The organism is Lysinibacillus sp. FSL K6-4013, assembly GCF_038630435.1.
In the GTDB taxonomy this organism is placed as follows: domain Bacteria; phylum Bacillota; class Bacilli; order Bacillales_A; family Planococcaceae; genus Lysinibacillus; species Lysinibacillus boronitolerans.
The window spans coordinates 2151054-2177815 of the sequence record NZ_CP152031.1 but is presented as its reverse complement, the minus strand read 5'-3'; the positions used below and the strand labels follow the sequence as shown (position 1 = coordinate 2177815).

The window sequence follows — 26762 nt, the reverse complement described above, 5'->3', positions numbered from 1 at the left end:
AATGCCCTCACTAGTATTAATAGCCAGCGAATACAAAAGAAAAAACCAACTTTATGCTAAAAAGCTGGTCTAGTTATTCAATCATTCATTTATGACTTGCTGTTTTTCATCTTCATAAAGAGCCAGAAAAGGTTGGCTATTTCTTCAGCTTCATATTTATAAATCGTTTCAGCGAAAGAAGCACGAAATGGCTGTAGCATGATCTCTAAAACACTCATGCGGGGTGTTTCTCTCTTCATTTCATCCAAAAGTAAGCTAGAGAGTTCGAGTGATTTTTGTGGAAGTTCGATTGTCGAGATTTTTTTACAAAATTTCTCTAATTTCTCTTGTATTTCTTTACTAGTAATGGACTTATAGGCTAGATCCTTTTCTAATAAAAACATTTCCTGTGGCTCTAATAGAATTTCTCCACTCTTAATCATTTCTGGCAGAAAACTTTCTACATATTTCAATGACCGAGTAACCACTTTTTTTAGATCTATCGTCATATTAGTAGCCAAATTCCAATAAAAAGATAAATATTGGAATGTGCCAAAAAAGACGACCGCACACTCATAATAATAGTGCTTTCCTTCTTCTCCATAAATATCATAGAATCTGTTTTTTAACCAGGTGATTTCATGAAAGCGATGTTCCGCAAGAATTTCTTGCAGCTCTTCATCATGCAAAAAAGAGATTTCTCGAAATAATGGCATTAAATTATATTTTTCTTTAATTTTTAATGTGGCGATTAATTGTTCAATTAAAACGTCTACATCATCTTTTTTCTTACCAACTAAAATTTCCTCTTTTAAAACATTTCGCTCTTGACGATTTTGCTCTAATACGGCTTTCAGGCATTCGTTTTTAGATGAAAAATAATTATAAAATGTACCTTTCGAAATATTTGCCTTATCTAAAATATCCTGAACCGATGTATGCTGATACCCTTTTTCAGTAAATAATTGTAATGTTGATTCGATAACGATTTGTTTACGATCTTTCATACATTTCTCCAATCTCTAAACACAATAACGAACTTACTACAATTATACTAGGAAAACTAGATTTCTTAAACTATGCAAATTTGATACTAGAGGTCCTCACTCTGTAGTGCCAGTCCAAATCGGTTAGGTTTTTCTAAAATGTATGGATAGTAAAAAACCTTCTGCACACACTACTTTTCAGGAGGTGATATTTAATGGCGAATAATAACAACAACCAAAATTTCAACTCAAAAATTCCTAATGCAGCTCCAAACGCAATGAATTCAATGAATGTTGAATTCGGGAACGAGACTGATGTTAATCAAATCAGACAACAAATTCAACAAGCTGAAGCTAAAAAGCAACAGGCTTCTGGTTCTATGAACGCAATGAAGTCAACGAACGTTGAATTTGGGAATGAGACTGATGTTAACCAAATCAGACAACAAATTCAACAAGCTGAAGCTAAAAAGCAACAGGCTTCTGGTTCTATGAACGCAATGAAGTCAACGAACGTTGAATTTGGGAATGAAACTGATGTTAACCAAATCAGACAACAAATTCAACAAGCTGAAGCAAACAAAAAATTTGCTTCTGGTAAATTTGCTAACGAAAATAATTCAAAATAGCTTTCATTCAACATCCGCAGCCGGCATCCTTGCCGGTTTTTTTGTTTCTCACAATAACAGCAAATTTTTTAGGATTCCTTCAGGATAAAATTTTCGCTTTAGCTTTTAATTCTGGCAGGTAGCTATTTTTCTTATATCTGTTTGAAATCAGTTTGAGTCGTACTTTCATATCCCCTTATTTCCCTTTAACAAGTTCAAATGTAAGTTGAGGAAATAAAAAAATTTCCCGGGTAAGCGCAAGAAAAGACAAATTTAATCCTACATTCCTCCATCAAGCGACTGATTTCTTCATTTTCCTTGCCTATTGAAATACTGGCAGAAGGCATTTTGGGATGGGACTATACTTATTTCCTGTTGAGTAGGTTCATTTTGAATACCTTCAATACCAAGTAAGCCTTGATATTTCCCCATCATCTCGAAATTTCGGCTTTCAGAATTGCGTTTTTGCATAAAAAAACACTCGTCATGTAAACGAGTGTTTCGTACTTATTATGACAACCACTTAGGTGGTGTGTTTTTTTCCCAATAGATATCGCCAAGGTTGTTGTGTGCCATGAAGTTGTCCTCGACACTGTGGTAATGGAAGTTGTAGTAGTAGCCTTCCTGCGGTCTTTTTTCTGTGCGCACATGGAAACGAATTAAATCTGTGCCTGTTTCATTGTTGATGACATTGAAAATTTTCTCACCGTAATTACCACTTGGTCTTTCAGAGATGGTTAAAGATGCAGCAGTTTGATCATCAAGATTAGCCACTGTCATTGCAATGGCTTCCTCCATTTTCGGGAAGATGATGCTGTCAAATTCATTGCTAATTTTCGGACCAATTTTTGTGCCAAATTTTATGTACGATTGTTCTCTAGCCGCATCCACAAGTAAGGCATTATAATCAATCGCTTCCTCTTGTATCTGTAACTGCTCGTCACTACTGTTATCATGCTCAGCAGCTAAAGCAGTGCTTGTCCCTGATGAAGGGCCGATGGATGCACGGTTCGAAGGATTTTGATCAAATGCTTCCCAAATCTCATGTGTAGGCGTTATTAAACCAAATGTTAAAAACGCAACCATGATGACTATACTTTTCTTAACCCACGTTTTCATTTATTGTCACCTACTCTTTATGTACAAATTGGTAATTCTCCTATTATTATATACGTTCTCGCCATTAAAAGGTTTCATATTTCTATAATTCATTGTACAATATTTATGAATAATGTGTCGTTTTTTTAAAGGAGGTACAAAGCATGAGCATCGCAATGGGTATTGGTCTTTTATTAATGTTAGGTTACTTATCATCTTTATGTTTCACGGACTAATTTTTATATTTTGTAATATGTACCCTACAAAGCCCTAAAAGCCTGTTATATGCAGCTTTTGGGGTTTTTTATTTTTCATTACAATACATAGTAACGCAAAATAATGCACAAAGTTGGGGCTAGTTTTGGGGCTTGTTGGGGCTACTATAATATTATTAATTCTTGGTGGCGTGTAAGCAAAATTTCAAATTGAGTAATAAATATTAAATCAATTTGATAATTTAAATTTTGCTGTTTATTATTGTGCCTGTAATAAAATACATTCATGCGAATGACTATTAGTTTACTGGTTGCAAATAATTGTCATAAGATTAATAGCTGCATACAGTAGCAGTTGCACGGTAGTAAAAAACAAAGTTTGATCAAAACAGTTGGTACTTGATTTATCTAGTTTGAATTTTATAATAAAGATTGATTATTGTTTAGGAGATAATTGGGTATTTCATCTAGTAAGGGAACTGTTCAAATTGGTCATCTTAATGCAAGTGATAGAGTACAATTCTCTATTTTAGTTGATAAGGGAGTTTACATTAAGTTTTTATTTTTTCTTTATTCTTATTATAAATGTATATTTTCACGGTACTTTCTTTTAAAAGTTTATTAGAGGCTAACTTTTTCTCTAATGTGGTATATATTGTCCTTTCTATTTCCCTACCAAGAGCTTCTTGTTTTTCCCCATCTAACAATGTACTTACTTCCACAATTAGTTCTTGGGGAGCTTCCGGTGGAGGAATTCTCAAATCTACTCCTCCATCAATTTTGTTTGGATAAGCATTAGATAATTCGTTATTAATTTTTTTGGCGATCTCAACCAATAAATTATTTCTTTCCAACTCTTCTTCTGTTATCCTTTGACGAATTTCACCTTTTTTTACATTAACATTATATTCTTCAAATTTAGTTGACTTAATCAAATTTCTCACAACATCTTTGATTTCATGTTTTACTGAATCATAATACTCTTGGCTTCCAAGAACATCAATATCTATATCCTGCGAATTGTTATCAACATGAGTATTAATACTATAGGTACCTATTTTATATTTCCCCACTAATTTTACTTCTATCTTTTCTAACATTTGAATTTCAGCACTTTTTGGTGGTGCACTAATGTTTTTTTCAGCACAACCATTTAAAGAAGCTAATCCGAAGCTTAATAATAGTACCCCTATGATGCTTAAGACTACAATAAGGAATTTCTTTCTAATAAATCCCATCTCCTCTTATTTTACGATATGAGCAGATATTATAATGTATTCGATCTTTTTCGTCTTAATCAACTTTTTAATGTAAAATCATGAAACACTAAATTTTAAGAATAAAGCCGCCTTCTTACTCCTTATATTGAAAAAGATTTGACTAACTATTATTATCCAAAGATTTTAAAGGATTTTCGCCTCAGGTTACTCCATGGAAAATTGAAGTTATTGAAACTAAAAGAGTAAATGATTTTCGGGGCTATATATTGCAAATTACTTTTGAAATTGAACCTACAGGCATTCAGTATAATCCCGTAGGAAAGGATAGAATGACCAATGAAATAGTATAAAAAATAAGGACCTGACAGCTATAGAGACTGAAGGTCCTTTTTTTATATCCAATTTTATATAAATTTATCTAGAAAAAGTGTTGCTCCCTTCTTCCATTAAATGACCCATTTATGAAAAAAGGAGCTTCCCTTATTTCAGAAAAGCGCACTTTAGGATACATCCCGCATTTTCTTTAGACAAAGAAAAAAATTAACCTACGCTTTGCAAATGACGTTCCACACTCGTCTTGAATTTTGGTATTACGATTTTCACATAGTTAATATGGAGGAAATTCAAATTTAAATAAGATTCCAGCTATCAATATAGTTTTAGATTTAATCAAAGGCGAATTTGCATAAATAGACTTGCTACAGGGAAGACTTTTTAAAGAAAATTATGGAGGTGCGAATTACGTGTTTGAGAAAAAATTAGCACTTCATGAAACAATGGAATTTCATGAAGTCATTAACTTTATGACAACTAGTTTACTTAAATCGAAGCTGAGTCAAGGTGTGGTCTTTGATGATGATTTAAGAGCATTATTGGACAAAAATGTAAAATTATCTACCCCTGCACTCACTGCTATGGTCAAGCTCTACTCGAAATCAGAATTAGAATATTAGGAGGAAAATTGTATGAAAGACTATTTAGATCCTATAAATTCAGTTGGAATGCCTGAACTAACTGATTCGGGGCTTGCTCTTGAGTTTTTACTTACAACCAAAACAGGTATTCGGAATCTTTCAATTGCCCTAACAGAAACAGCTTCTCCTGCTCTTCAGAAAATCTTGAGAACTCAGCTGGATGTCATGTTCGATTTATATTTCGAAATTTCTGAACTGATGGTAAAAAAAGAATGGCTGAAACCTTATGATCTTGCAGGTCAAAAGGAACTGGATATTAAATCTGCAGAAAATGCGATTAGTATTGCCCAGTTGGATTTATTCCCTAAAGATATGAATCGAAAAGGAATGTTCCCTACCCCACCGAAAAAATAAACGAAAATGAGGGATTTTTTTAATGAAAGCTGTCACTTTTCAAGGTGTAAAAAATGTTGAGGTTAAAGAAGTACAAGATCCTAAAATAAAAAAAGCCGATGATATTATTGTTCGTTTAACGACTACTGCCATTTGCGGATCCGACTTGCATTTGATTCATGGTATGATTCCGAATATTGGACAAGATTATGTCATTGGTCACGAACCAATGGGTATCGTAGAAGAGGTTGGAAAAGATGTGACGAAGGTTAAAAAGGGCGATCGGATTGTCATTCCTTTTAATATTGCATGCGGGGAATGCTGGTACTGCAATCATGATCTGGAAAGTCAATGTGATAATGCAAACGATAATGGCGAAATGGGTGCCTACTTTGGTTATTCAGACACAACAGGCGGTTTTCCTGGAGGACAGGCAGAGTTTATGCGCGTGCCCTATGGCAATTTTATCCCTTTTAAAATTCCAGAAAAATCAGAAGTTCCTGATGAAAGTCTTGTTCTCCTTGCCGATGCCGCCTCTACTGCTTTTTGGAGTGTAGATAATGCAGGTGTAAAGAAAGGAGATACTGTTATTATTCTTGGCTGCGGACCTGTTGGACTGCTAGCACAAAAATTTGCTTGGTTGAAAGGAGCAGAAAGAGTAATCGCAGTTGACTACATCGGCTATCGTCTTAAACATGCAAAGAAGACAAATAACGTTGAAATCGTTAATTTTGAAGACCATGAAAATTGTGGTGAATACTTGAAAGAGATTACCAAGGGCGGTGCAGACGTTGTCATTGATTGTGTAGGGATGAGCGGAAAAATGACGCCTCTAGAATTTCTTGCAAGTGGCGTAAAACTTCAAGGTGGTGCTATGGGAGCCCTTGTCATTGCTAGTCAAGCTGTACGTAAAGGAGGAACAATCCAAATTACCGGTGTATACGGCGGTCGATACAACGCCTTCCCACTCGGAGATATATTCCAGCGCAATGTAGCGATTCGTACTGGACAAGCCCCAGTTGTTCATATCATGCCTCATGTCTATAACCTAATGGCTGAAGGAAAAGTGAATGTCGGTGATATCATTACACATGTCCTCCCTCTTGAAAAAGCAAAACATGCATATGAAATATTCGATACAAAGCAAGAAGATTGCATTAAAGTGGTTTTAAAACCCTAATATAGAAGTTTTCAGGTACTTTTGTCTCTGCATTGCAAAAGTACCTTTTTCATTGACCTAGGGGTACATATTTATATGTATTACTTCTGAAAGTGATTCTTCAAAATGGCATTAATATTTGAGCACCAAGCCTCTTCGACTGGCGAACTACATTTTGATCAACAGAACTAACCCCTCCTTACTCAAAAATCATTATGTAACGATTCCTTTCATTGAACAACTTCTAATGAGCAACTCAACATCCCATTTGGTTTATTTCCATGAGGAAAGACGCTTTCCTTATTTGAGAAAAGCAAAAATTTCTGAGTAAATAATTAGTTTGGCAAAACAGTTGAATAAGTTTTTGAACTACCTTAGATATCCACCATTATTAATATCAAATGTCGCACCTGTGTAATGCTTTGATCTATCTGACAAGAGGAAAATAACAGTATCAGCAACATCTTCAGGCATGACAGGTGTATCGATGAGCTGATGATTTAAATATTCCTCTTTTCTCCAAATGGGTATTGCATCCATCATAGGAGTATTTACCATTGTAGGGGCAACGGCATTAACTCTAATGTATGGTGAGAAATTCACTGCACAGCTTTTAGTTAATCCCAATATAGCAGCTTTTGAGAGTCCATATATTGCATCTGAACTGCCTTCCATACCTGATACAGAAGACATATTCACGATGACTCCCTTACGTTCGCTCTGAAGTAGATACTTCCCGAACATTTGAGAAAAATAAATACATCCCTTTAAGTTTATATCTATGACTTTATCAATCTCCTCGGCTTGATAATCCAGTATATTCTTACCCAAATAAATCCCTGCATTATTAACTAAACTATCTACATCACACTGTTCTCTTTCCAAATGTTCAAAAAAATTGACTACTTCTTCATAAATACTTACATCTAATTGATATGTATACAAATCTGAGGGATCATTCATTGATTGTTTTAATTCATTTAAGGCGTTTTCATTAATATCACAAGCAAGTACTGAAGCACCTTCATGTAAACATTGTTTAACAATTTCTTTTCCTATACCAGAAGCTGCACCTGTTACTATTACTTTTCTATTTTTAAGCATCATCTATTTTACCCCTTTATTAAAAAGATAGGATGTAATGAAAAAACTCTACCTAAATTCTATATTACTGACAAGTTTATCTTTGGCGCAAGAAGAACATTGTTTAACCTCTCTTTATAAAAGACCTGTTTTTTTAACTTATTAAATTTGATTGATTTGTTGTCTTGGTTTAATATCCAATTTTTCAGAGAGACAATCATCACAATATAAATCTTTTTGACTGTTAATAAAGTTTTGGACAATCTGTATATTAGACGTAAGCTAATTATCTTCCTTAAAAAGAAATCTTTGCTCACAATTATATAAGTCTTGCACTATACTTCCATTAGAACAGAGATAATGTATAATGTCTGTTGTTGAGTTTACATTAACTTCAATCTTTTTATTATTGTAGAGATTCCTTTAGAAAAATAAACTAATAAGTGCTAGAATAGCAGGTCCGCCTTGTTTTAATAGAATCGATTTGGAGCTTGTTAAGCTACCATACAAAGCAACAATGCTTACAAGGATTAAAAAAATGGCGACCATTTCAGTTTGCTGAGGTGACAAAAATAATCCATATAATAAGGCGATCGCAATCAGACCATTATAAACGCCTTGATTTTTGAAAAGAACTTGAACATTTGCATTTTCTAATGCTTCCTCAGACAGATTAAATGTTTTTGCTGTTCTTTTAGAAGTAGTTGCAAACGTTTCTAAATATATAATATACAAATGCTCAGCTGCTACGACTAAGCTTAAAATAAAAGTTAATGAAGACATCCTATTCACTCCTAAAAAATCTTTAAAAAAGCAATGTCCTCACGTGAATCAAGGACATTGCTTGAAACTATTTATTAAAACGAACAATGCGGTCTATTGGTAGGCGTGAAGAACCGTATGCTGGGGCTACCGCTTCACCAATGGCTAATAATAAAATAGGAATTTCATTTGCTGGTAATTCCATGTATTCAGCGAATTTTGCCTTATCAAACCCACCCATCGGAACAGTATCATAGCCCATTTCCTTCGCTAATAGCATGATTTGCATCGATACTAAGCCAGCATCAAAGTGTACGATATTTTCTAATGTTTCTGTTGGTGCTGAACCGTACATTGTCAGCGCATCTTGTGCAAGCTTATTGGCAATTGGTTCTGGCATATAGCCCAGCTCCACATTTTTTGCATAGATTTCCTCAGCATTTACATACATCTCTATATCTCCAATGACAGCAATAATGGCAGAGGCTGTTTCGATTTGCTCTTGATTAAATGAAAAGAAGTTGATATTCTTCTGAATTTCCTTATCATCAATGACAAGAAAGCGCCATGGCTGCATATTACTTGAAGAAGGTGCTGAAGTAGCATCCTGCAACAGCTGCATGATTGTTTCACGCGGAATTTTAGTCTCTGGATTGTATTTACGAACAGATTTACGCATTTGCATAATTTGTTTTAATGGTGTAGTGGATAACATGTACTTTCCCTCTTTTCGTAATTTAAACTGCTTTTATTGTTACATTAATATTGCCCATTGTGGCTTTTGAATATGGACACACCGTATGTGTGACCTCTAATAATTCCTGTGCTTCCTCCACTGCTAGTCCTTCAATATGCCCTTCGATTTCCACTGCAAGCACATAGTCAAAAGAAGCTTGCTCCATTAATTTCACTGTTACTTTAATTGTTGATGCATTTTTTAGTTTCTTTTGGCGTTTGATTAAATCTAATGCACTATTAAAGCAAGCACTATAGCCAGCCGCAAATAATTGCTCTGGGTTTGTAACATCCGCTAATTTGGAGCCTGGTGGTGCAATTTTTAACGATAAAGATTGATCTTCTGCATAGGATGTGCCACTACGGCCACCTTCATTAATCATTGTAGTTGCGTATAATTCTTTCATAACTAAAAACCCCTTATCTTTTGTTATTAATTAAATTGTATACAATCTAATTTTTACAAATTGAATTGTACACAATTTAATTGTGTTTGACAAGTAGGAACTTTATTTTTAATATAAATGGTAGTAGAAGAACTTTAAGAGGGGATTTTTATGCCTAATCATTTAGATAATCAGCTGTGCTTTCTTTTGTATGCAACATCAAAGGAAATCACTCGGAAGTATACATTATTATTGAAGCCTTACGATCTTACTTATACAGGCTATATCACTTTATTAGCTTTAGAGGAAAACGAACAGATAACGGTGAAAGAATTGGGCCAACGTTTATTTTTAGATTCAGGAACATTAACACCGTTGTTAAAAAAATTAGAGGCAAAGAATTACATTTGTCGTGAGCGTTCTAAGGAGGACGAACGATTAATGAAAATATATTTAACCAAGGAAGGCGTAAATGTAAGAAGGAAGCTACCTGAAGTGTCTCGCCAAGTGATGAAGCAATCTAATATCTCAGAGCAGCAATTTGTACAACTGAAAAATGTACTGCAAGATATCGTATTCAATGACTGGAAAATAAAAGATGAAAATTAACGTATAGCTATTTTATTAATAGGATGAATATGTAAATAAGAAGGATTGGAGCTACATAGGCTTCGATCTTTTTGTTTTTCCCTACCTCCTTTATGACTCTTCAAATGTTAAAACATCATGTGACTACACTTAAAGTATATTTATTAATTAGTTTCATTTACAGTATAGATAAGTAATTGAAAGTAGAGGTGTTTGGATGAAAACATGGACAAAGACTATAAACATAAATGCCCCCATTGAAAACGTTTGGAAATTACTTGATGGCTCTTTAGCTGATATGCAGAAGATTATGCCACAGGTAATTGAAAACAAGCCTGTAAAAGTAACGGAAGAAGTGGTTGGCAGTATTTATCGCCAAAAATATAAAGAAGGAAAACGTATCGAAGCGTATGATGTAGAAACATTGGAATATTCGAATACACCTGGTAAAAAAATATTGAAAGTAGGCTTTGTACTCGCTCATATGTTTGCAATTACGGCTTACTATGAATTAAATAAAATAAATGAAACAGAGACCTCCTTTACTTATTCCGTAACAAATAATGCGTTAAAATGGTTCGTCAAATTATTTTTATTGTTTGCTTCGGACAAAGTAGTCGTTGAATTTTTAGAACGGGTCAAGACAGTTGCTGAAGCGCAAGACTAGCACCTAAAAAAATAAACCGTAGAACTCCCCATGAGGTGAGCTTCTACGGTTTATTTATTACTAAAAGTCTGAACCTGTAATTTCTTTTAACTTACCGTTTTCTTTAATCTTTTTAAGGCCTTCATTTAACTTATCTAAAAGCTCTTTGTTCCCCTTTTGAACCATGAAACCATAGTATTCTTTTTCGAAGGAATCATCTTTAATTACTTTGATTTTGTCATTTGGATGTGCCTTGATATATTCATACACAACTGAATTATCACCAATCGCCGCTTCTACGTTGCCATTTAGCATCTCTTGAATAGCAATTGGTTGATTTTCGAAAGCAAAAATGTTGGGACTAGATTCACCCTGTAGCTTTTTGGCAGCCATATGACCAGTAGCATTAATTTGTACAGAAATCTTTTTATCTTTTAATTCATCCAATGATTGGATCTTTGAATCTTCTTTCACTACGATTAATAATTGAGATTCGTAATACGGCTCAGTAAAATCAAATGTTTCCTTACGCTCGTCCGTAATTGTAATCCCTGCCCCACCAATATCTGTTTCACCATTTTTAATTGTTTGGAATACAGGCTCCCACCCAATACTTTCCCACTTCACTTCAAAATCCATTTCATCTGCGATTGCTTGTAGCACATCCACATCAATCCCTACAATTTTCCCTTTATCATCGAGTGATACGATAGGGGCAAATGTAGCCTCAGTACCTACCTTATAAACTTTTTTACTATCTCCATCACCTGATGATGTATTGTCTTTCGAGCCGCAACCCGCTAAAACTAGCGTGAAAGCTGCCATAATTGTAAGCAACACCATTAAATTTCTTTTCATAGCCCATCCCCCTAGTATGATATTTTTTCCATAATGCGTATTATTTTTCGCAATTCGGAAATGTAAGACTATTACGTAAATTATAGTGACAATATTCTCTTTAGACAATACTTTTTTGTATAAAAATAATCATTTCTTTATAAATAGTATTATTCAATCTCGTTTTTAGGATAAAAAGGAATAAATAGTTAACCAGAAGCTATACAAAAAAAGAATCTCCCTTAGGAAATTCTTTTTTGAGCATCTAATCTTTATCGTATTGGATGTTCAAAATTCCAATTTGTATAAATGGCAGCAGCCTGAACTGGGTGTGAGGAGGTATCTTCTGTATAGCCACCAATTAAATTACCTACTCTAAAAGTAGGCTCAAATAGCTGTTCCTCCTTAGGTGGTGCTGTCGGTCCATCTATTCCTATTTTGGTTTTGTCTGTCACGACTACTTCCATACCGTTATCCAATGTAAAGCTCAGCCCATCTTCTCCGACTTCTGTAATGGTCCCTTCGATATTTACTAGCGCACTTGCCGCAGGAGCTGAATGGTCCGCAACAATTCTCTCCGTCAAATCAATTGGTGTATCATGATTTATATTTACCATAGCAAGGACAGCAATCACTGCACAGGCTATTAAGCTTCCCACACTAATTCTTACTTTTTTCATAAAGGACCTCTTTTCATATTCCATCATCTCTTCCCGCATCTTACGCTTAAATTCCTCAGAAGCGTGAATCTGCTTCATCACATTCTTATAAGCATTCATCATCCTTTGCTCCCTTCTTCTAGAATCGTTTTCAGCTTCATTCGTGCCCTTCTGAGCTTTGAGCCTACTGTATTGACGTTGATCTCTAATAAATCAGCCATTTCTGCCGTTGTATAGCCCTCGTAATAATGTAAATAAACAATGACTCTCTCTTCTGAAGGAAGCTCAAAAATTTCAGTAAGAACCATCTGCTCCTCTTTTGCAATAAAGGCCATTTCTTCTGTAATGGGCACCGTCTTCTTCACACGTGAAGACTTAAAATAATCCTTGCACTTATTAAATGTCACCTTTATGAGCCAAGCCTTTAAATGAGCTTCATGAGCGAAGGGCTTGTTCTGCCTCATCAGTGTCATATAAACCTCCTGCACAATGTCCTCCGCCTCAGCCATATTTTTGGTCTGTTGCACAGCAATTCGTATGAGGGTGTCACTATATGTTTGAACAATTTCTTGCACACTTAAGCCAGCAAACTTTATCATATTTTTCACCTAACCTCCTTCATGACATAATACGATTCAACTTCAGCTATTCGTGCAACAGATACACTTTAGCTTACATTTTAATAAAAAAAGAGACCCTTCATTAGAATCACAAATGAATCACCCTTCTTAGCTGAATACACATGCAAAAACCCGCAAACCGTAGATGATTTGCGGGTCCCTCTCTTCATTGCCAAGCTCGATTGTTCCATTGCTTGAAAAATTCGTCCTCAGCCAAAATAGCTTCATAAATAGGGATAAAGAATTGCTTCAGAATCCCTGTCATCTCGAGTGTAGAAGTTAGCTCGATTGTAAAATGATGTCGATCAAATAATTCCACAATATACGCCTGCAATCTTCGTCCTTCAATAGTTTGCGTTTGTAGCAATTGTTGTACTTCATTTATTGTTTTTTCTGTCTTTTCTAATGCTGGATATTGGTAAATTTCGATAAATTTTTGTGCAAGCACGAATTCTGTTGGATATGTATAAACCACCGCCGCCTTATTGTCTAGCAAGCTAGGAAAATTAATGGTCTTTGGTGTTATTCGCATGTTTTCTTTAAAGGTAATCCTTACTTCTATGTATACTGTCATTTTCCCCAATGTAGCTGGTATGCTTAGTTGAATATTATCATTCGATACGGACGAGTCGATCCGCTGTGCATCCCATTCAATGCCATCCGCTGGTATTGCTAGTGAGCAAATTTCTTTAAAGGCCTGTTTCACTATATCATGTTGATGAACGCTTGCTTGCGCTGTCAGCGTGACTTCTTTGGAAGGCTTCACCAATCCATTTGTTAAAGCAAATAATAATAGATCCCCATCTAGATAAAATTGATCTTCATAGGAGGATATGGATAGACGATAAAGCAGTCTTTCTTGGCAATAGCGTGATACTAGCTGATCCATATTGTCTTGCCGTATAGCCATTTCTTCTAATTGTGTCACGACATTCGTCGATAGTGTGTCGATATTTCCCATTGACATCCCTCACTTTTTTTGATTTTTCTGATTTTTAATGCAGAATTTAGATTTTTACTAAAATTCATGCTTTTATTATCACTTATTTATGGAAGAGAGTAAACGGTAATGTATACCAAAAAGGCCTGTCATGGTTGGACATGACAGGCCTTAAAATTAGACAAGGGGCAGCCTCGCTGTTGCGAAACTACCCCTTTAGTATTTATAGGTAACATTCTCGTAAATTGTAAAAGTCTCAACCCAATCGTCTGGGGAATATTATCTTGAAACCAGATTCGTTTCATCACCGCGGTAAAATTCCACTGTGTGCCTTCTAACTTAAGCAACGCAAACCCTACCATCTTTTGCGTCCTTGCAGCCCCAAAGCATGCGCCAGTGTGAATAAGTATCTACAAAAACAAAAAGCAGAATGCCAGATTACGGAAATATGCTACCTAAAATAGCACGTGTTCTATTATAGCACCTTATACTACAAAAGTAAAGGTCTATAAAAAATTACCAAGGAATCTCCTTAGAGCATTTAATCTGATAACCCTTTTCAGTTGTCCATTGGAGAAGTGTTTGCCAAAAGTTTTCACAGGCAGCTATGATTTGCTGAGGATTCGTTAGATTGCCTGTCATGACCATTTCAGCTAATGCTTTTAACCCGTGTGGCTGATCATCCATCGCTAAAGCCTCAGGTAATACTTGTGCAGATGTTGTATAGCACTGCCTATGGTGTAATCCTACTATCATGGCACCAGTCATCGCTATTTTCATCGCCAGTATCGGCAAAAATGTGGTGGGACCCTGAACAGCTATGTTCCTTAATTTCCCCATGTATTCATACATTTCTTCTACAATGGTTTTGCAAATTGCTTCCTTAAATCGGGCATTCTCCACAGTGGCCGCTTTGTCTTTGAGTTCTAGAAAAAAGCCAGAAGGATCGTAAAGTGGCTGTAAATCGAAAAACTTCCCATTTGTTAATGGCCAATCTTCCTCAACCGTTATTGCCTCTTCGATAATCACTTCTGCTTGATCGAAATTAACCTCTGCCTTCCAATCTCCTGCTGTCCATTCATAGCTATAGCTGTGATCTAATTGATGACAGACACACTTAAGCTCAATGTCAGAAAACGGACCATCTGATTTTCTAGCCAACGAGCCATAAATACCAATTGCTCGAACATTTCCTCCATATTTTGCGAGAACTTGTTGCGCAATCGAATGGGCAATCTGCATGCGTTCATCACTTGTCTTTTTTCTTGGTCCAATCATTTACATCGCTCCTTTTATAAGTAAGATCGTTGTTATTGAACCAAGGTGGACCACGGGCTTAACGAGGAATTTTTGCTGGTAACATCATCAAAACCTCCTTTCATCACATTTCCTGTAATTTAATAGAGCATACAAAATCGATATGAAACGCTTCATGGCTTACAGATTGAATGTGACCCTCATATTTCATGTCATATAGTAAAATTATTGCATTATAAGCTTTCTGTAGTTCATTGCCCATTTTGGCTAGCACTTGATGTTTAAATTGCTGCGAATAGGAAAATTCATTACAAAGTAGTTGCTTAAGTTGGTTTGAAGCTGCTTCATAAAATAGCGCTTCACAAAAATCTTCATCGAAGGTTAAGCCGAAATCGTATTCAAATTGATTGTAGAACTCATCATAAAGTGCTTTAAACTCTCCCTCACAAGTACGGTGCTGATTTTCTGGTAAAAAAAGCTTTGCTAACTTTTGTGAAAAGGCTTCGTCCGTTTCATCTTCTCCCTGATAGACAGTGGCAAGATATGTATGTAACTGTTCTTCGCTTGTAAAATTACCAGCCCATATGGAAACATAGCCATTCTGTTCATCATCCATGACCTCATCCCTTTCTCGAATAAATCAATGCACCGCCTGAGCCCATTATTATTAAATGCTTGCCAGATGGCGAAAATCCACATTTAATCATGCCATCCAATCGCTGTAAATCAATAGCTGTCGCATTTTTTAAATAAGTATAATTAGTTGTATAAAGATAATCGAGTACTACTGTGGCACGTGGCCACCAAGGATAAATAACTTCAACCTGCCAGCCATCTGCTGTCATATGAATCCCATCCCCAGCTTCAAAGCCGAAAATAGAAATTTTCCCCTGAGGCAATTGAAACGTTAAACGGTCATCACTCATTCTGTCGTAAGTTTCATCCACGTCTCGTTCTCGATGAAGACGACGACCTGTTATAGGCTCAGTGACACTATAGCCAGAGCCACTAATTAGTACGATGTTTTCCTCATGATCCCAACCGCAAGCCAAAACACCATTGGCAGCAATGCTCGTTTCATACGCCCATGGAATAGGAGGTTTCGTGCAGATCAACGACTGTGCATTCGCCAGCAAGTCTAGCTCAAAGGGAGTTCGTTTATCATTGTTCACCATATTATTCCACCCTCCTCTTTTATTACCATATACTAAAAAAAGGCTTGTCTCAAGAACAAGCCTCTATACCTCTAACACACCATAATGAAATTTTGCAGTGATCCGTTCATACTGCTGAAAGCCATAGGTCGCAAACCACTCTGAGCGAAAATGTGCCTTTAACACCACACGCTTTTTCGCTACACGCTTGGCTTCATTAACCCATTCATCGGTTAATGTGACATGCTCCCCTGCTAGCCGTAGTGCCTGAAAATTATTGGCCTCTTCAATAACCTTCTCAAACATCGGGTCCATATAGACTACATCAAATGCATTGTCTGGTAGGGTTTTCAAATAGCGAACAGCCTCAGACTGTATTACTTCGATGTGTCGCATACAGGCAGTTAACGGTAGCTCGGATGTATCATAGGCTTGCATCCCCTGTCTAACAATAAACGCTACATTTGGATTCGCTTCCAGTCCCACAACACGACCTGCTTCACCCACTGTATAAGCCGCTAACATGGCATCTGCAGCTAAACCTAATGTACAATCCAACACCGAATCCCCCAGTTGAAGCTGTGCCGCTTCCAAAAAAGGCTCTGCCTCACCTCGGGCCACACGCTTTAATCGAAACGCCGCAGAATTGGGGTGAAAGAAAAACGGCTCCTGCGCCCCATAGGCATAATACTCGAAGCGATTCTTGCCCGCCACGATCACATGTGCTTGTAACTCCTGTGAAATCTTGCGAACAGAGCGCTTGTTTCGTGGCTCAAACGTAGCACCTAATTCTTGACACGCAAAAGCAGCGAGCGCCATCGATACATCGTCTGGTCTGCCCGCTGTCGTCACAATCGTTTTTAATTCTCGCATGTTTGCTCTAACACGCCAGTTAAATGAGAGACAATCTGCTCCACAGGGAATCCCTCAATTTGTTCACGTGGGATAAAGTAAGCCAACTCCCCATCCTTTAAAATCGCCATAGATGGTGAGCTAGGTGGCACATCCTCAAAATAACCACGCATCGCCGCAGTCGCCTCTGGGTCCTGTCCCGCAAACACCGTCACAAGATGATCTGGCTTCACCGCTGCAATCGCCTCACGCGCCGCTGGACGAGCAAGCCCTGCCGCACAACCACAAACCGAGTTAATCACCACTAACGAAGTTCCCTTCGTCTCCGCCATAAATTCATTCACCGCATCCGCAGTCGTCAGCTCCGTAAAACCAGCCTCCACAAGCTCCTCACGCATCGGCTTCACAACCTGCTTCATATATTCATCATAAGCGTTCATGCTTTTACCCTCTTTCATATGTATTCGCAAAGCTTATTATAGCAAGGTTTTGTGTGAATGTACAAAGACATGCTTTTCGCCTGATTTCGGGGGTTTTCGGGGGGGAATGTGACTTTTTTGTGATTTTGGTGACTTTTTTGTGTAACGGGTAGTTGTTTTATTCGGGGTCGTTGCACACCTAAAAAATGGAATATATACAATCATAGTAACTTATTTCATGGAACTTAAAAAGCCCAGAATCAAGCTTTAACATTTATGAATCAAATTCTTTTTAAATAAGACCTTTGAAAATAATAGACTTAAGAATTTTTCTAAATATTTATTATGAATCGTTTTGGCAATATTATTTATTCAATAAGAGTGAGTATATAACTTTTTTCTTATTTAAGTAACAGATGCTTTAGTTGCTAAACTCTATATATTAACTGGTAATATATTCAAAAGAAGGTGATATCATGGCTGGTAATGCAGGTAATCACCGCTTTGTGCAGTTACAGATCGCAGTCAATTCAAAGGACCTAATGATAACTACATCAAACGCGATACAAATACAGGGCGTTTCATGAAACAAAAAACTTCTGGCGGGAAGTTTAAAGGTGTACATATGGAAAAAAAGAAATAGCCCTAACCCATTGAAAACATCTACATTTAGCTATTCTATATTCTAAGCCTTCTAGCTTTTCCATGTTTTCACGAATCTCCTTTTCAATCATTTGATAAGGGATGCAATACGACCGTTCAAACGATCTGTGCGTTGTGAAGCAATAACTAATCCATACTTTCCTGCACCTATTGAGCAAATGGCAAATGTCCATTCTTGCCTATCCAATATTCTTTATCTACTTATAACATTTCAATCTCTGCTTTTACGATATCTATCATGCGTAAAAAATCCGCATAGTTCTTAAATGATCTCCATTCCTCTTTTTGCCCCTTTTAGTTCACTTCAATGTATATTATGTTAAACTCATTACATAGTTTTAATACCATTTATCACAATGCTTTGAGCAATTTCATAGAATTCAGTTCCTCACTACTTTTTAAAGTGAACTAAAACAGAAAATTTAAATCCTAAAATCCTTCATCGCTTTGTCCATTTGATCTCGGTTAATTCCGATGTAACGCAATGTAATTTTAGGTGATGAATGATTTAGTATCTCTTGTAACAAGGCTACATCCTTTGTCTGTTTGTAAAAATGACAGCCAAATGTTTTCCTTAAAGTATGAGTGCCTATATTTTCTTCAAGTCCAACAGAGGATGCTGCTTTATTTAATATCTTGTATGCTATACTACGACTGATGGGTTTATTAACACCTTCACGACTCTAAACAAATATTCATGTTCTTCCTTGCATTTTACATATTGCTTTAGTTCTCTTTTCAATTGCGGGGTCATTTCAATACGTCCCACCTTTTTGCCTTCTTCTCCACCATAAGTAAGGCTTCTGTGTATCTGTCACTTTTAGAAGCAAGATGTCAGAAATACGAAGACCTCTGTTAATCCCTACAACAAACAACATGTAATTACGGTAGTTCCAAACAAACAAATACTTTTTGATTTCACGGATATATTCTGAATCACGTATTGGCTGTACAAAATTCATTTACGGTTCCTCCTTCTTTGAGTTTTAAAAATTCACTTTAAAAGAAATAAAAAAGGGACAACAAGTGACAACAGCGTTTGCCATTATCATTTGTCATCCTCCAAATAATTTTATTTAAAATGTTGTAATAACGCAATGACATTATCAGTTTTTTTAAAGACTCCATTATTTTTCCAAAAATCCCTAGAATAAACTAAAATTGAACTAATAGTAAAAAAGAACACATAAAGTAAGTTTTGAAGAATATTCAATAATTGCAGAACCACTAAAACTTATCAATATCGCTAAAGTAGAAAATCCTACTGCTTCACTTGCTGTAGAAACTGACTGCTTTTGAGATTCTCGCATTAAGTATTGCTCTAATTGATTTATCAAATTTTCAATTTGTTCCTTAGAGTATATATTTTCTAATGAAATACTTGAAATATAATTATCACTTCTATCTAAACAATGTAAGTAATGATAATAAAGTGGATTTTGTAAATAATATTTATAAATCATATCAACCGAAATTTATATTTTTTGTTAACAATGTAGTTTTCTCCACCATAGACCTTTTTTATTTTATTATAAAAATTTTTTTCTTCTTCTGTAGAAATTCTGTGCATCAAACTTCCTCATCTCTTTTTTGTCTTATAATACATTTTTCTTACCTAAGAATAGAATGTTCCAGCCTTTAGTTAAATACTAAATCTTATCATATTTACGATGAGTTGTTAAAACTTCACTCTTTAGTTGTTTTAGGTATTCCATTGAATAAGAAATAAAGATAAGGTGTCAAACATACAAAGAATAATAATAAAATAATATTATTTGTTTCATTCATAAGTAATGTTGTGGTTAGAGTTTCTGACTTTTGACTTTTCTCAAAAGATTCTTTTACCACTTCTGTTTTTTCTTGCATAGACAATAACATCATATTTGTCATTATTGGTATAAAACCAGCAAATACAGTCCATCCTGCAAAATATTTTTCGTGTCTATCATTTATTTCTATTATTTTTTTCCCTCTAATCTCTATTTTATATAAATATTCGATTGATAATTTAAATACGTTATATATAATAAAGAACAATATAGATATAATAATTACAATAAAAAATGCTAAATTTTTAATGTTTTCTTCTATAAAAATATCAATATCAAAATAATCAAAGAGTTTCGATATTCTTTCGAGTATCCACGTTCCTAATAAAACAGAAATAATTGATAACAGCGCTATAAAAGAGAAGGTTCCATAAAAAGACATTGTTTTATCAACTAACTTTTCAAATTTCTCAGATATTATCATTCTATATATAATTAATAAAAAAAGGACTATTAATAAAAACAACAACCTTTTATTACCTTCAATTTTCATAAATATCATAGTGCATAAATAAAAAATAATATAAAAATAACCTATGTACATTACATTTAAAATTTTATTGTTTTTTATCATACTCTTCAATATCACACTCCATTTTGATAATAGTTTCTAACCAACCTATATACTTAGTTATCTTCCTATATCTCACATTCACTAAAATTACAATTACAATACATACAAAAATAAAAAACGATCCAAATAATGGCATTATTAAATTAGTTGATAAAATAATTATTTCTGCAAAATTATCATATACACCTGTAAGATTAGTAGTGGAACTCCCACTGCTAATCTCCTCCATTACTACCCCTAAATGGACATTATAGAAATTAAAGATAATAACTAACAAAGTTCCAAAAGTAGCCACAAATGCTGTTGCCATCGCAATTAAAACATTAGTTATATTTTGTATCAAAATATTAAAAATAGAATTCTCACTTTTAAGAGCATTTTTTAGAAATATAATTTCATCATTACTATGAAATTTCTTAAATGTTTTTAAAAATTCCACATGTTCTTCTACTGTATTCCTTTTTAGAAATTGCTTTTCAATTGCCCTAATATAGCTAACTGAACTATTTTTTGTTCTCTTTAATATATTGATACTTCTATCGTTCAAATTAGTTTTCCCCCAATATTAAAAATAGTAATATATTCTATTTAATACTATTATATCAATATTTATTAGTTAAATGATTTTTAAAGGGAAGAAAATTAAGTCTAAAGCTCCTCCCCCTCATCAAATTCAACCCGCTTTACCTTCCCTTGATAAGTAACAATCTTAGTCTTAGCATGTGCTGGAAGCTCAGAAAATTTTGCAATCCCTTCTGACAAAACAATGATGCAGTTTTCAGGGGTAGTATCATAATGTCGACTTGTAGCATACCTTCATTCGAAATTTCTAGTTGTTTTAAACGCATAAATGCTTTCCCCTTATGCTATATTAGTTTTACTGATAGCAAGGGCGAAGCCTTATTATTGAAGAGCTATGGTTGCCGCCATAGCTTTTTTAATTGGTCATGATTAAATGGTTTAGAATTTGATAGCACTCTCTTTTTTGATAAAGCATTCATACATGTTTCCATTTTCGATTTCGTAAAATTTATCGATAAACATTTCTTCATCACCCACAAGTTGTTGTAATGCCATATATACAGGATCAAAAGAAAAACAAATGATATCATAAATATTTACATTAACTACCTTCAACATCCCTCATCCCCTCAAAGTTAGATGTATGTTGTATAAATAATTCCTCTTAGCCCCTTTCCAGAGGCTGCTTCTATTTCACAGAACCAAGTAACACTTAGTTACGTTCAGATTCAAAAAAATATCTTCAATTGTGGTTGAATAGTAAATAGCAATTTTTCGAGGTAATTCTAATGAAGTTGTTCTTACACCTACTTCAAAGGCACTTAACATTTATCTTGTTATTTCAAGACCTCGTGCAACTTCTGTTAATGTTTTATCTCCACGAAGTTTAATTAATTTCTCTCTCACGCTTCACCTCTCCTTAAAAGTAACATTTAGTTATCTAACAACCTCAACACAAAGCAACTATTTGTTGCAGTCAATACTTTTAGCAACTTTTGGTTGCACACAGCAACTCATAGTTACGTTATAATAAAAATTATTTAATATTTACTAAATTAAGAGGGGATTACAATGCTATCAATTCGATTAAAAGCCTTAAGAATGCAGCAACGTAAGACCCAACAGGAAATAGCTGATTTACTTGGGATCACACGACAAGGCTATGCAAAATATGAAAATAATTTAGGTGAACCTGATAACTCAACACTAGCTAAATTAGCTGATTACTTTGAAGTAAGTACGGATTACCTTCTCGGACGTACAGACAATCCCGCAAATACACAACAAGAAAAAAACGAAGCTGCTTTTCAAGCCTTTGCTAATGATCCAGAATTAAATGTATTTTACAGGGAGCTTCCTGAATCAGATGAAGAAGCAGTACGCAAGCTTCGCAACATTTGGGAAATCATTAAAAATGAGAATAAATAGGACATGCTGCAATGGCATGTCCTTAAAACAAACCTATAATAGGAAAATCAAACATAAATGTATTATGTATATTTTTTTATCGCTTTTCTAGTTATATTTACACAAGTCAACATAACTATTTATTTGTAAAAAATTAAAAACTAATTGATGGTGAGTAAATGAAAATATTAATTCATGAACACTTAACGCAATAGTGAACCAAAATACTACACATATAGACAATCTAATAACGAAAGAAATCCCCAAAACTTAGAGACTTAAACAATATTAAAGCTGATAAAAAATTGATAGTAGATGCTAAACCTCACAGGGAGGCAGATCCTTTGTTCCTTGGATTGCCATAATGAATAAAGAAATTACTTTAAATCCGAAAACAAATAAAGCCACAGTACAAAGAGGATATTGAAACCTCAAATACTTTCAAAGAAAATCACGAAGAGTCTACTAATAAAACAGGTAGAAGAAGTAAAAGAGACAACATAACTTCTAATGAAGATTTGAATAAATCTTTAGAGCATAGGCAATTAGTTGGTGACATAGCTGAAGAAATCGCTTTGAAATTCTACAAAAAGGAAGTTAAAGAGAAGTTTGGAGAAGAATTTGAGAAGAAAGTTAGACTCATTACCAAAACTAATGTTAATACCACCGAAAAAAACGGTCATGGATATGGTTATGATCTTATAGCATACGATTATGAAAAACAAACGCCATCAGAAATCTTTATAGAAGTAAAAGGTACACAAAGTACTAGTCAAAGCTCCCCCTTTGAAATCTCAGATAATGAGTTAAATAAACTTCTAGAGCATAAAGGGAATTCGCATAGCCAGCGTCTTAGGAGTAGGAAGTAAAAACCCCGAAATTTTTGAAATAAAAGGATTTGAAAACTACTCTACGAAAGATGAGTTATTAGAAAAGAAATTTAATATACGACCAACTTCTTATTTAATAACCGGGGTTTCAAACAAATAAATAGATATTTAATAAAGAATCATATTGATAAATTTATTCTTGGTTTATAAACTTACATAAAAAATGAGAGCAGGTAATAAAATTGACAGTAACACAATTTGCTTCACTTCATTATATTGATAGTAATGCTTCATCCACTACACAAAGAGAAGTTAATACTAATGATGCTATAAGTTATGTTAAACAACTTATTCAAGAAACTCAAGTTAACCCAAATAAGAGATCCTTTGCTTTCAAGAATTCTACTACCCCTCTTTTCGAATATGTTATGGATATTTTTAATCAGTTAAACTCTGAATCTATAGAGAACATCTTTTCTAGCAATTGTATAAAAATAGCAGAGAGACTATTATTGGCTGAAAAAGAGACAGTCTCTAAATACCCTAATATGCAGCACCCAAGAAAAGGAAGCCTTATAATAACTGCTGATAATTTGGGAGATGAGTTATTAATTACTTTAGCCAAAATTGAAACGGTTGATTTTCTGGAAGATGTTCATCTTAAAATTCAGAGTGGGCTACCTATTAATAAAAAAGCACTTAAAACAGCAGTTATTTGTATTACCCAACTTGAAGATACCGAAGAGCTAGAGGTACAAATCACTGTTACAGATAGTGGATCAACTATAGCTAAATATTGGTCTGATGACTTTTTAGAGGCCTCTGAGTTAACCTCAGATGAAAAAAATACTAAAAATGCATTTACCGCAATTGAAAGAATCCTGAGTCAAAATCTGAAAACACAAGCTCCTAGTGATTATACAGAACTAAGAAATGGATTAGTAGGTTATTTTAAAAAACAACCCTCATTTCACTTTGAAAATATGATTGATTATGTCTTTGGTAATTACGAAATGGAAAACACCCAAGTAAATTTGGAAAATGTTAAGGATAAAGTCAAGAAATTATTAGAAAAGGAAAAGTTCGACACGCATTTTACAATTGTGCCAAATGAAATAAAAGCGAGATTTAAAAAGACTTATAAAGTAACTGATGAAATTGAATTAAGAACAAACGGGCATATCGAAAATCTAAGACACATAATAAAGGCTACTAAAAATACTCAAGGTGAGAAAATTCTAGAAATAAAAATTGAAAGTGATACAATATATAAGTCATTTGAATTTAATGATGTTCAAAAAGAACAACAAGAATAATTAAATGTAATAAGGGGGCAATTATGAATAATTCAAAAGAAACGTTAGATTTGTTTTCCAAAGAAGTTTTACTTACGTCAGGCGCTAAAATTGAAGAAAATCATATTCTCCCTTTTTATCAATCATTATATATAAATGATAGATTAAGGGTCATCGTAACTATTGATGGTATTGACCCTGACTCCTACACTATAGATAGTTTAGAAATAATTGATAAAATTTTATCATTAAACGAGTACATAGAAGATGATTCGGAAACAATTATCAAAATTGAGATAATTAAAGAAAATAAAGATACACTTAACATCTACGATATCCATTTGTTTATTACTTATTTAAATGAATTATCACTCAGACAAGTTTTAGCTATTTTCAGCAGATTTAATAATTCTGAAAAAAAAATTGTAGTATCATTTAGTAAAGACACAAAATATACTTTTTCTACCAATTTATTTAGTACATTTCAAACAAATAAAGAAATTAGTGATTTAAACAAAAAAGAAAGACTAGAAAATCTGAATCTCTCATCAAATAACTCTGGAATTTCAAACTTTAACTTTATTCCTGAAGATTTTCAAGTAAATTCTTGTTCAGAAGATTTACTTCCATTAAAACAAATTTTTGATAGAATTTCTTTCTTTTTAAGTATTGCCTTTATTGCTGATTGGGCTGAGTTAGATAAAATGGGTTTACATTTTAAAATTCTGGGATACAAAAAGATCGATATATCAATGCCAATTTCACACAAATTATACAATGGGGAAGTTTTTTTTAATATTTATCGCTGGATATTTGAAAATGGTAATGGAAGTATAGAGGATAAAGTAGGTATTGCACGAAATATTATTTCTAGATACTTAAAATATACAGATCAGCATCTTACTTTAGATGAAGACGCATATTCGTCCATTATTACTTCTTACAAGATCTACTTAAAAGAGAATGTTGAAAAATATATTGAAACAAAAAACAAGGTTGCTGAATTAAACACCGAGCTTACCACTAAAGTAAAAGAGATGAATCAATTAATAATTACAAATTTTAAAAATAATAATCTCACTCTTTTAAGCTACTTCATTTCACTTTTTATTTTTAATAGTGTTTCTTTTAAACAAACCACTGTGTTTACTAAGCATACTTTCGCTATATCATTTGTTGTATTACTTATATCTTCATCCTACCTTTGGCTAACGGCCTACCAATTAAAGAAAGATATTAAAATAAATATACGCTATTTCTTTGCAATTAAATCTATTTACAAGGACTTTTTCGACCCTTCTGAACTAAATAAAATATTCAACAAGAGACATTTTTCCTATAATATTAATAAAGTGCAACAAACGTTCCGATTATACATGCAAGCTTGGATAGCTGAATTATTTTTATTATTTGTTCTATCCATTATCTTGACCTTTGGACCTCAAATAAAAAATCTTTTATCATCATATATAAAAATGGTAGTTATTTCTTTAACTTCTTAAAACCTCACTTCACATTTGGTGGGGTTTTATAGTATACGTATACAGAACATACGTTCTTAAACAAATAACTTGGAGAGGTTTTTCATTGAAATACACAACACATACAGAAGATTTTATCGAAGAACTATTTGTACGAATGGACATATTAACTCCTCATCAACTCAATTTTCATAAAATCACTTTACATTTGGGTATTCAATTATTTTATTGGGCTGATAAGAGTCAAGCACTCTTTTTAAAAGAACAAGTATACATATTTTTAAATGAAAAACTGTCAGACCAGCAACAATGGCAAGATTTTTGCCATGAGCTAGCACACGTACTATTAAATAGTGGGCATCAAGGGCGTATGTCCCCCCTATTCCTTGAGTACCAAGAGAACAAGGCAAACAACTTTATGTATCATGCTTGTGTTCCCTCTTTCATGCTGGATGAGATAGAGCCGTGTAATCTTAATGTTGAATATGTGCAGCAGCAATTTAATGTGGAATATGATTTTGCCATTAAACGAATGGAACAGTACTACAGTAAAAAGAACTTATGCTGAATTGGAATAGGTGCTCAAATGACTCTATTTTATAGTTGGAAATAGAATGATATAGGAATTCAAAAATTATTGAAATGAAGGTG

At 34.1% G+C, this 26762-nt stretch carries 32 protein-coding genes and 1 pseudogene; 12 read left to right on the top strand and 21 right to left on the bottom strand.

Going from position 1 to position 26762, the window contains the following annotated elements; all coding sequences use genetic code 11:
* Positions 1 to 89 precede the first annotated feature (89 nt).
* A complete protein-coding gene (locus tag MHB39_RS10745; protein WP_048394548.1) occupies positions 90 to 986 on the bottom strand; it encodes a TetR/AcrR family transcriptional regulator in 897 nt (298 codons plus the stop codon).
* Between the two features lie 194 nt (positions 987 to 1180).
* On the opposite strand from MHB39_RS10745, the gene MHB39_RS10740 reads away from it, so the two are divergent.
* Positions 1181 to 1594 carry a gamma-type small acid-soluble spore protein gene (locus MHB39_RS10740; RefSeq protein WP_066036862.1) on the top strand — a complete coding sequence of 138 codons (414 nt, stop codon included), beginning with the start codon at positions 1181 to 1183 and terminating at the stop codon, positions 1592 to 1594.
* 489 nt (positions 1595 to 2083) lie between these two features.
* Here the strand turns inward: MHB39_RS10740 and MHB39_RS10735 are convergent, their stop codons facing one another.
* A complete protein-coding gene (locus tag MHB39_RS10735) occupies positions 2084 to 2692 on the bottom strand; it encodes a YpjP family protein (protein ID WP_016993942.1) in 609 nt (202 codons plus the stop codon).
* Positions 2693 to 3437: 745 nt separating this feature from the next.
* Positions 3438 to 4124, bottom strand: coding sequence for a hypothetical protein (locus MHB39_RS10730; RefSeq protein WP_036080769.1), 687 nt, complete (start codon positions 4122 to 4124; stop codon positions 3438 to 3440).
* A gap of 248 nt (positions 4125 to 4372) precedes the next feature.
* Between MHB39_RS10730 and MHB39_RS10725 the strand changes: the two genes are divergently transcribed.
* The 4 genes from MHB39_RS10725 (at position 4373) to MHB39_RS10710 (ending at position 6593) form a co-directional block, all read left to right on the top strand.
* A complete protein-coding gene (locus tag MHB39_RS10725) occupies positions 4373 to 4456 on the top strand; it encodes a hypothetical protein (RefSeq protein WP_238542909.1) in 84 nt (27 codons plus the stop codon).
* 393 nt (positions 4457 to 4849) lie between these two features.
* A complete protein-coding gene (locus MHB39_RS10720; protein WP_016993944.1) occupies positions 4850 to 5059 on the top strand; it encodes a hypothetical protein in 210 nt (69 codons plus the stop codon).
* Positions 5060 to 5071: 12 nt separating this feature from the next.
* A complete protein-coding gene (locus MHB39_RS10715; protein WP_016993945.1) occupies positions 5072 to 5434 on the top strand; it encodes a spore coat protein in 363 nt (120 codons plus the stop codon).
* A gap of 22 nt (positions 5435 to 5456) precedes the next feature.
* Positions 5457 to 6593 (top strand): zinc-dependent alcohol dehydrogenase, encoded by a 1137-nt coding sequence (locus MHB39_RS10710; RefSeq protein ID WP_036080775.1) that lies wholly within the window; start codon positions 5457 to 5459, stop codon positions 6591 to 6593.
* A 348-nt stretch (positions 6594 to 6941) separates the two neighbouring features.
* On the opposite strand, the gene MHB39_RS10705 is transcribed toward MHB39_RS10710, so the two are convergent.
* The 4 genes from MHB39_RS10705 to MHB39_RS10690 form a co-directional block, all read right to left on the bottom strand.
* Positions 6942 to 7676 carry an SDR family oxidoreductase gene (locus MHB39_RS10705; protein ID WP_342546900.1) on the bottom strand — a complete coding sequence of 245 codons (735 nt, stop codon included), beginning with the start codon at positions 7674 to 7676 and terminating at the stop codon, positions 6942 to 6944.
* Between the two features lie 402 nt (positions 7677 to 8078).
* Positions 8079 to 8438 carry a DUF1304 domain-containing protein gene (locus MHB39_RS10700; RefSeq protein ID WP_342546695.1) on the bottom strand — a complete coding sequence of 120 codons (360 nt, stop codon included), beginning with the start codon at positions 8436 to 8438 and terminating at the stop codon, positions 8079 to 8081.
* A gap of 67 nt (positions 8439 to 8505) precedes the next feature.
* On the bottom strand, positions 8506 to 9132 hold the full coding sequence (locus MHB39_RS10695) for a nitroreductase family protein (RefSeq protein ID WP_342546694.1): 627 nt from the start codon (positions 9130 to 9132) through the stop codon (positions 8506 to 8508).
* 22 nt (positions 9133 to 9154) lie between these two features.
* Complete coding sequence (locus MHB39_RS10690) at positions 9155 to 9559, bottom strand: Ohr family peroxiredoxin (protein ID WP_004228436.1); 405 nt, start codon at positions 9557 to 9559, stop codon at positions 9155 to 9157.
* Between the two features lie 150 nt (positions 9560 to 9709).
* On the opposite strand from MHB39_RS10690, the gene MHB39_RS10685 reads away from it, so the two are divergent.
* Together MHB39_RS10685 and MHB39_RS10680 are read left to right on the top strand one after the other, a co-directional pair.
* Positions 9710 to 10147, top strand: coding sequence for a MarR family transcriptional regulator (locus MHB39_RS10685; RefSeq protein WP_342546693.1), 438 nt, complete (start codon positions 9710 to 9712; stop codon positions 10145 to 10147).
* 196 nt (positions 10148 to 10343) lie between these two features.
* On the top strand, positions 10344 to 10793 hold the full coding sequence (locus tag MHB39_RS10680) for an SRPBCC family protein (RefSeq protein WP_342546692.1): 450 nt from the start codon (positions 10344 to 10346) through the stop codon (positions 10791 to 10793).
* Between the two features lie 60 nt (positions 10794 to 10853).
* Here the strand turns inward: MHB39_RS10680 and MHB39_RS10675 are convergent, their stop codons facing one another.
* The 14 genes and pseudogenes from MHB39_RS10675 to MHB39_RS10610 all read right to left on the bottom strand — a co-directional run bounded on the left by MHB39_RS10675 (position 10854) and on the right by MHB39_RS10610 (position 21716).
* The gene (locus tag MHB39_RS10675; RefSeq protein ID WP_036080789.1) at positions 10854 to 11630 is read right to left on the bottom strand and encodes a basic amino acid ABC transporter substrate-binding protein; all 777 of its coding nucleotides are present in this window, start codon (positions 11628 to 11630) and stop codon (positions 10854 to 10856) included.
* A gap of 251 nt (positions 11631 to 11881) precedes the next feature.
* Positions 11882 to 12391 (bottom strand): hypothetical protein, encoded by a 510-nt coding sequence (locus tag MHB39_RS10670; RefSeq protein ID WP_342546690.1) that lies wholly within the window; start codon positions 12389 to 12391, stop codon positions 11882 to 11884.
* Positions 12388 to 12867 carry an RNA polymerase sigma factor gene (locus tag MHB39_RS10665; RefSeq protein WP_016995320.1) on the bottom strand — a complete coding sequence of 160 codons (480 nt, stop codon included), beginning with the start codon at positions 12865 to 12867 and terminating at the stop codon, positions 12388 to 12390. The genes MHB39_RS10670 and MHB39_RS10665 overlap by 4 nt, the downstream gene beginning before the upstream one ends.
* Before the next feature lie 187 nt (positions 12868 to 13054).
* A complete protein-coding gene (locus tag MHB39_RS10660; RefSeq protein WP_342546688.1) occupies positions 13055 to 13849 on the bottom strand; it encodes a nucleotidyl transferase AbiEii/AbiGii toxin family protein in 795 nt (264 codons plus the stop codon).
* Positions 13850 to 14344: 495 nt separating this feature from the next.
* Positions 14345 to 15106, bottom strand: a complete 762-nt coding sequence (locus MHB39_RS10655; RefSeq protein ID WP_103118020.1) for an ANT(4')-I family aminoglycoside nucleotidyltransferase — start codon at positions 15104 to 15106, stop codon at positions 14345 to 14347.
* A 103-nt stretch (positions 15107 to 15209) separates the two neighbouring features.
* Positions 15210 to 15701 carry an immunity 22 family protein gene (locus MHB39_RS10650; RefSeq protein WP_342546683.1) on the bottom strand — a complete coding sequence of 164 codons (492 nt, stop codon included), beginning with the start codon at positions 15699 to 15701 and terminating at the stop codon, positions 15210 to 15212.
* A 4-nt stretch (positions 15702 to 15705) separates the two neighbouring features.
* Complete coding sequence (locus MHB39_RS10645; protein WP_279494798.1) at positions 15706 to 16260, bottom strand: hypothetical protein; 555 nt, start codon at positions 16258 to 16260, stop codon at positions 15706 to 15708.
* A gap of 63 nt (positions 16261 to 16323) precedes the next feature.
* The gene (locus tag MHB39_RS10640; protein ID WP_258861012.1) at positions 16324 to 17112 is read right to left on the bottom strand and encodes a class I SAM-dependent methyltransferase; all 789 of its coding nucleotides are present in this window, start codon (positions 17110 to 17112) and stop codon (positions 16324 to 16326) included.
* Positions 17100 to 17531 (bottom strand): BrxA/BrxB family bacilliredoxin, encoded by a 432-nt coding sequence (locus MHB39_RS10635; RefSeq protein WP_004228455.1) that lies wholly within the window; start codon positions 17529 to 17531, stop codon positions 17100 to 17102. The genes MHB39_RS10640 and MHB39_RS10635 overlap by 13 nt, the downstream gene beginning before the upstream one ends.
* Positions 17532 to 18595: 1064 nt before the next feature.
* Positions 18596 to 19135: pseudogene (locus MHB39_RS10630) on the bottom strand (site-specific integrase).
* Positions 19136 to 19859: 724 nt separating this feature from the next.
* Complete coding sequence (locus MHB39_RS10625) at positions 19860 to 20585, bottom strand: hypothetical protein (protein ID WP_342546677.1); 726 nt, start codon at positions 20583 to 20585, stop codon at positions 19860 to 19862.
* Positions 20560 to 21123: a hypothetical protein gene (locus tag MHB39_RS10620; RefSeq protein ID WP_342546675.1), complete on the bottom strand. Its 564-nt coding sequence runs from the start codon at positions 21121 to 21123 to the stop codon at positions 20560 to 20562. Before MHB39_RS10620 ends, MHB39_RS10625 begins: the two co-directional genes overlap by 26 nt.
* 101 nt (positions 21124 to 21224) lie before the next feature.
* Positions 21225 to 21338, bottom strand: a complete 114-nt coding sequence (locus MHB39_RS10615) for an XtrA/YqaO family protein (protein WP_342546673.1) — start codon at positions 21336 to 21338, stop codon at positions 21225 to 21227.
* 198 nt (positions 21339 to 21536) lie between these two features.
* Complete coding sequence (locus MHB39_RS10610; RefSeq protein WP_342546670.1) at positions 21537 to 21716, bottom strand: hypothetical protein; 180 nt, start codon at positions 21714 to 21716, stop codon at positions 21537 to 21539.
* A 453-nt stretch (positions 21717 to 22169) separates the two neighbouring features.
* Between MHB39_RS10610 and MHB39_RS10605 the strand changes: the two genes are divergently transcribed.
* From MHB39_RS10605 to MHB39_RS10585, 5 genes are all read left to right on the top strand, one after another.
* On the top strand, positions 22170 to 22526 hold the full coding sequence (locus MHB39_RS10605) for a helix-turn-helix transcriptional regulator (RefSeq protein ID WP_342546668.1): 357 nt from the start codon (positions 22170 to 22172) through the stop codon (positions 22524 to 22526).
* 497 nt (positions 22527 to 23023) lie between these two features.
* Positions 23024 to 23374, top strand: coding sequence for a DUF3883 domain-containing protein (locus MHB39_RS10600; protein WP_342546666.1), 351 nt, complete (start codon positions 23024 to 23026; stop codon positions 23372 to 23374).
* Positions 23375 to 23577: 203 nt separating this feature from the next.
* Complete coding sequence (locus MHB39_RS10595) at positions 23578 to 24651, top strand: nucleoid-associated protein (RefSeq protein WP_342546664.1); 1074 nt, start codon at positions 23578 to 23580, stop codon at positions 24649 to 24651.
* A 23-nt stretch (positions 24652 to 24674) separates the two neighbouring features.
* Positions 24675 to 26132 carry a hypothetical protein gene (locus MHB39_RS10590; RefSeq protein WP_342546662.1) on the top strand — a complete coding sequence of 486 codons (1458 nt, stop codon included), beginning with the start codon at positions 24675 to 24677 and terminating at the stop codon, positions 26130 to 26132.
* 85 nt (positions 26133 to 26217) lie between these two features.
* On the top strand, positions 26218 to 26679 hold the full coding sequence (locus tag MHB39_RS10585) for an ImmA/IrrE family metallo-endopeptidase (RefSeq protein ID WP_342546661.1): 462 nt from the start codon (positions 26218 to 26220) through the stop codon (positions 26677 to 26679).
* Positions 26680 to 26762 lie beyond the last annotated feature (83 nt).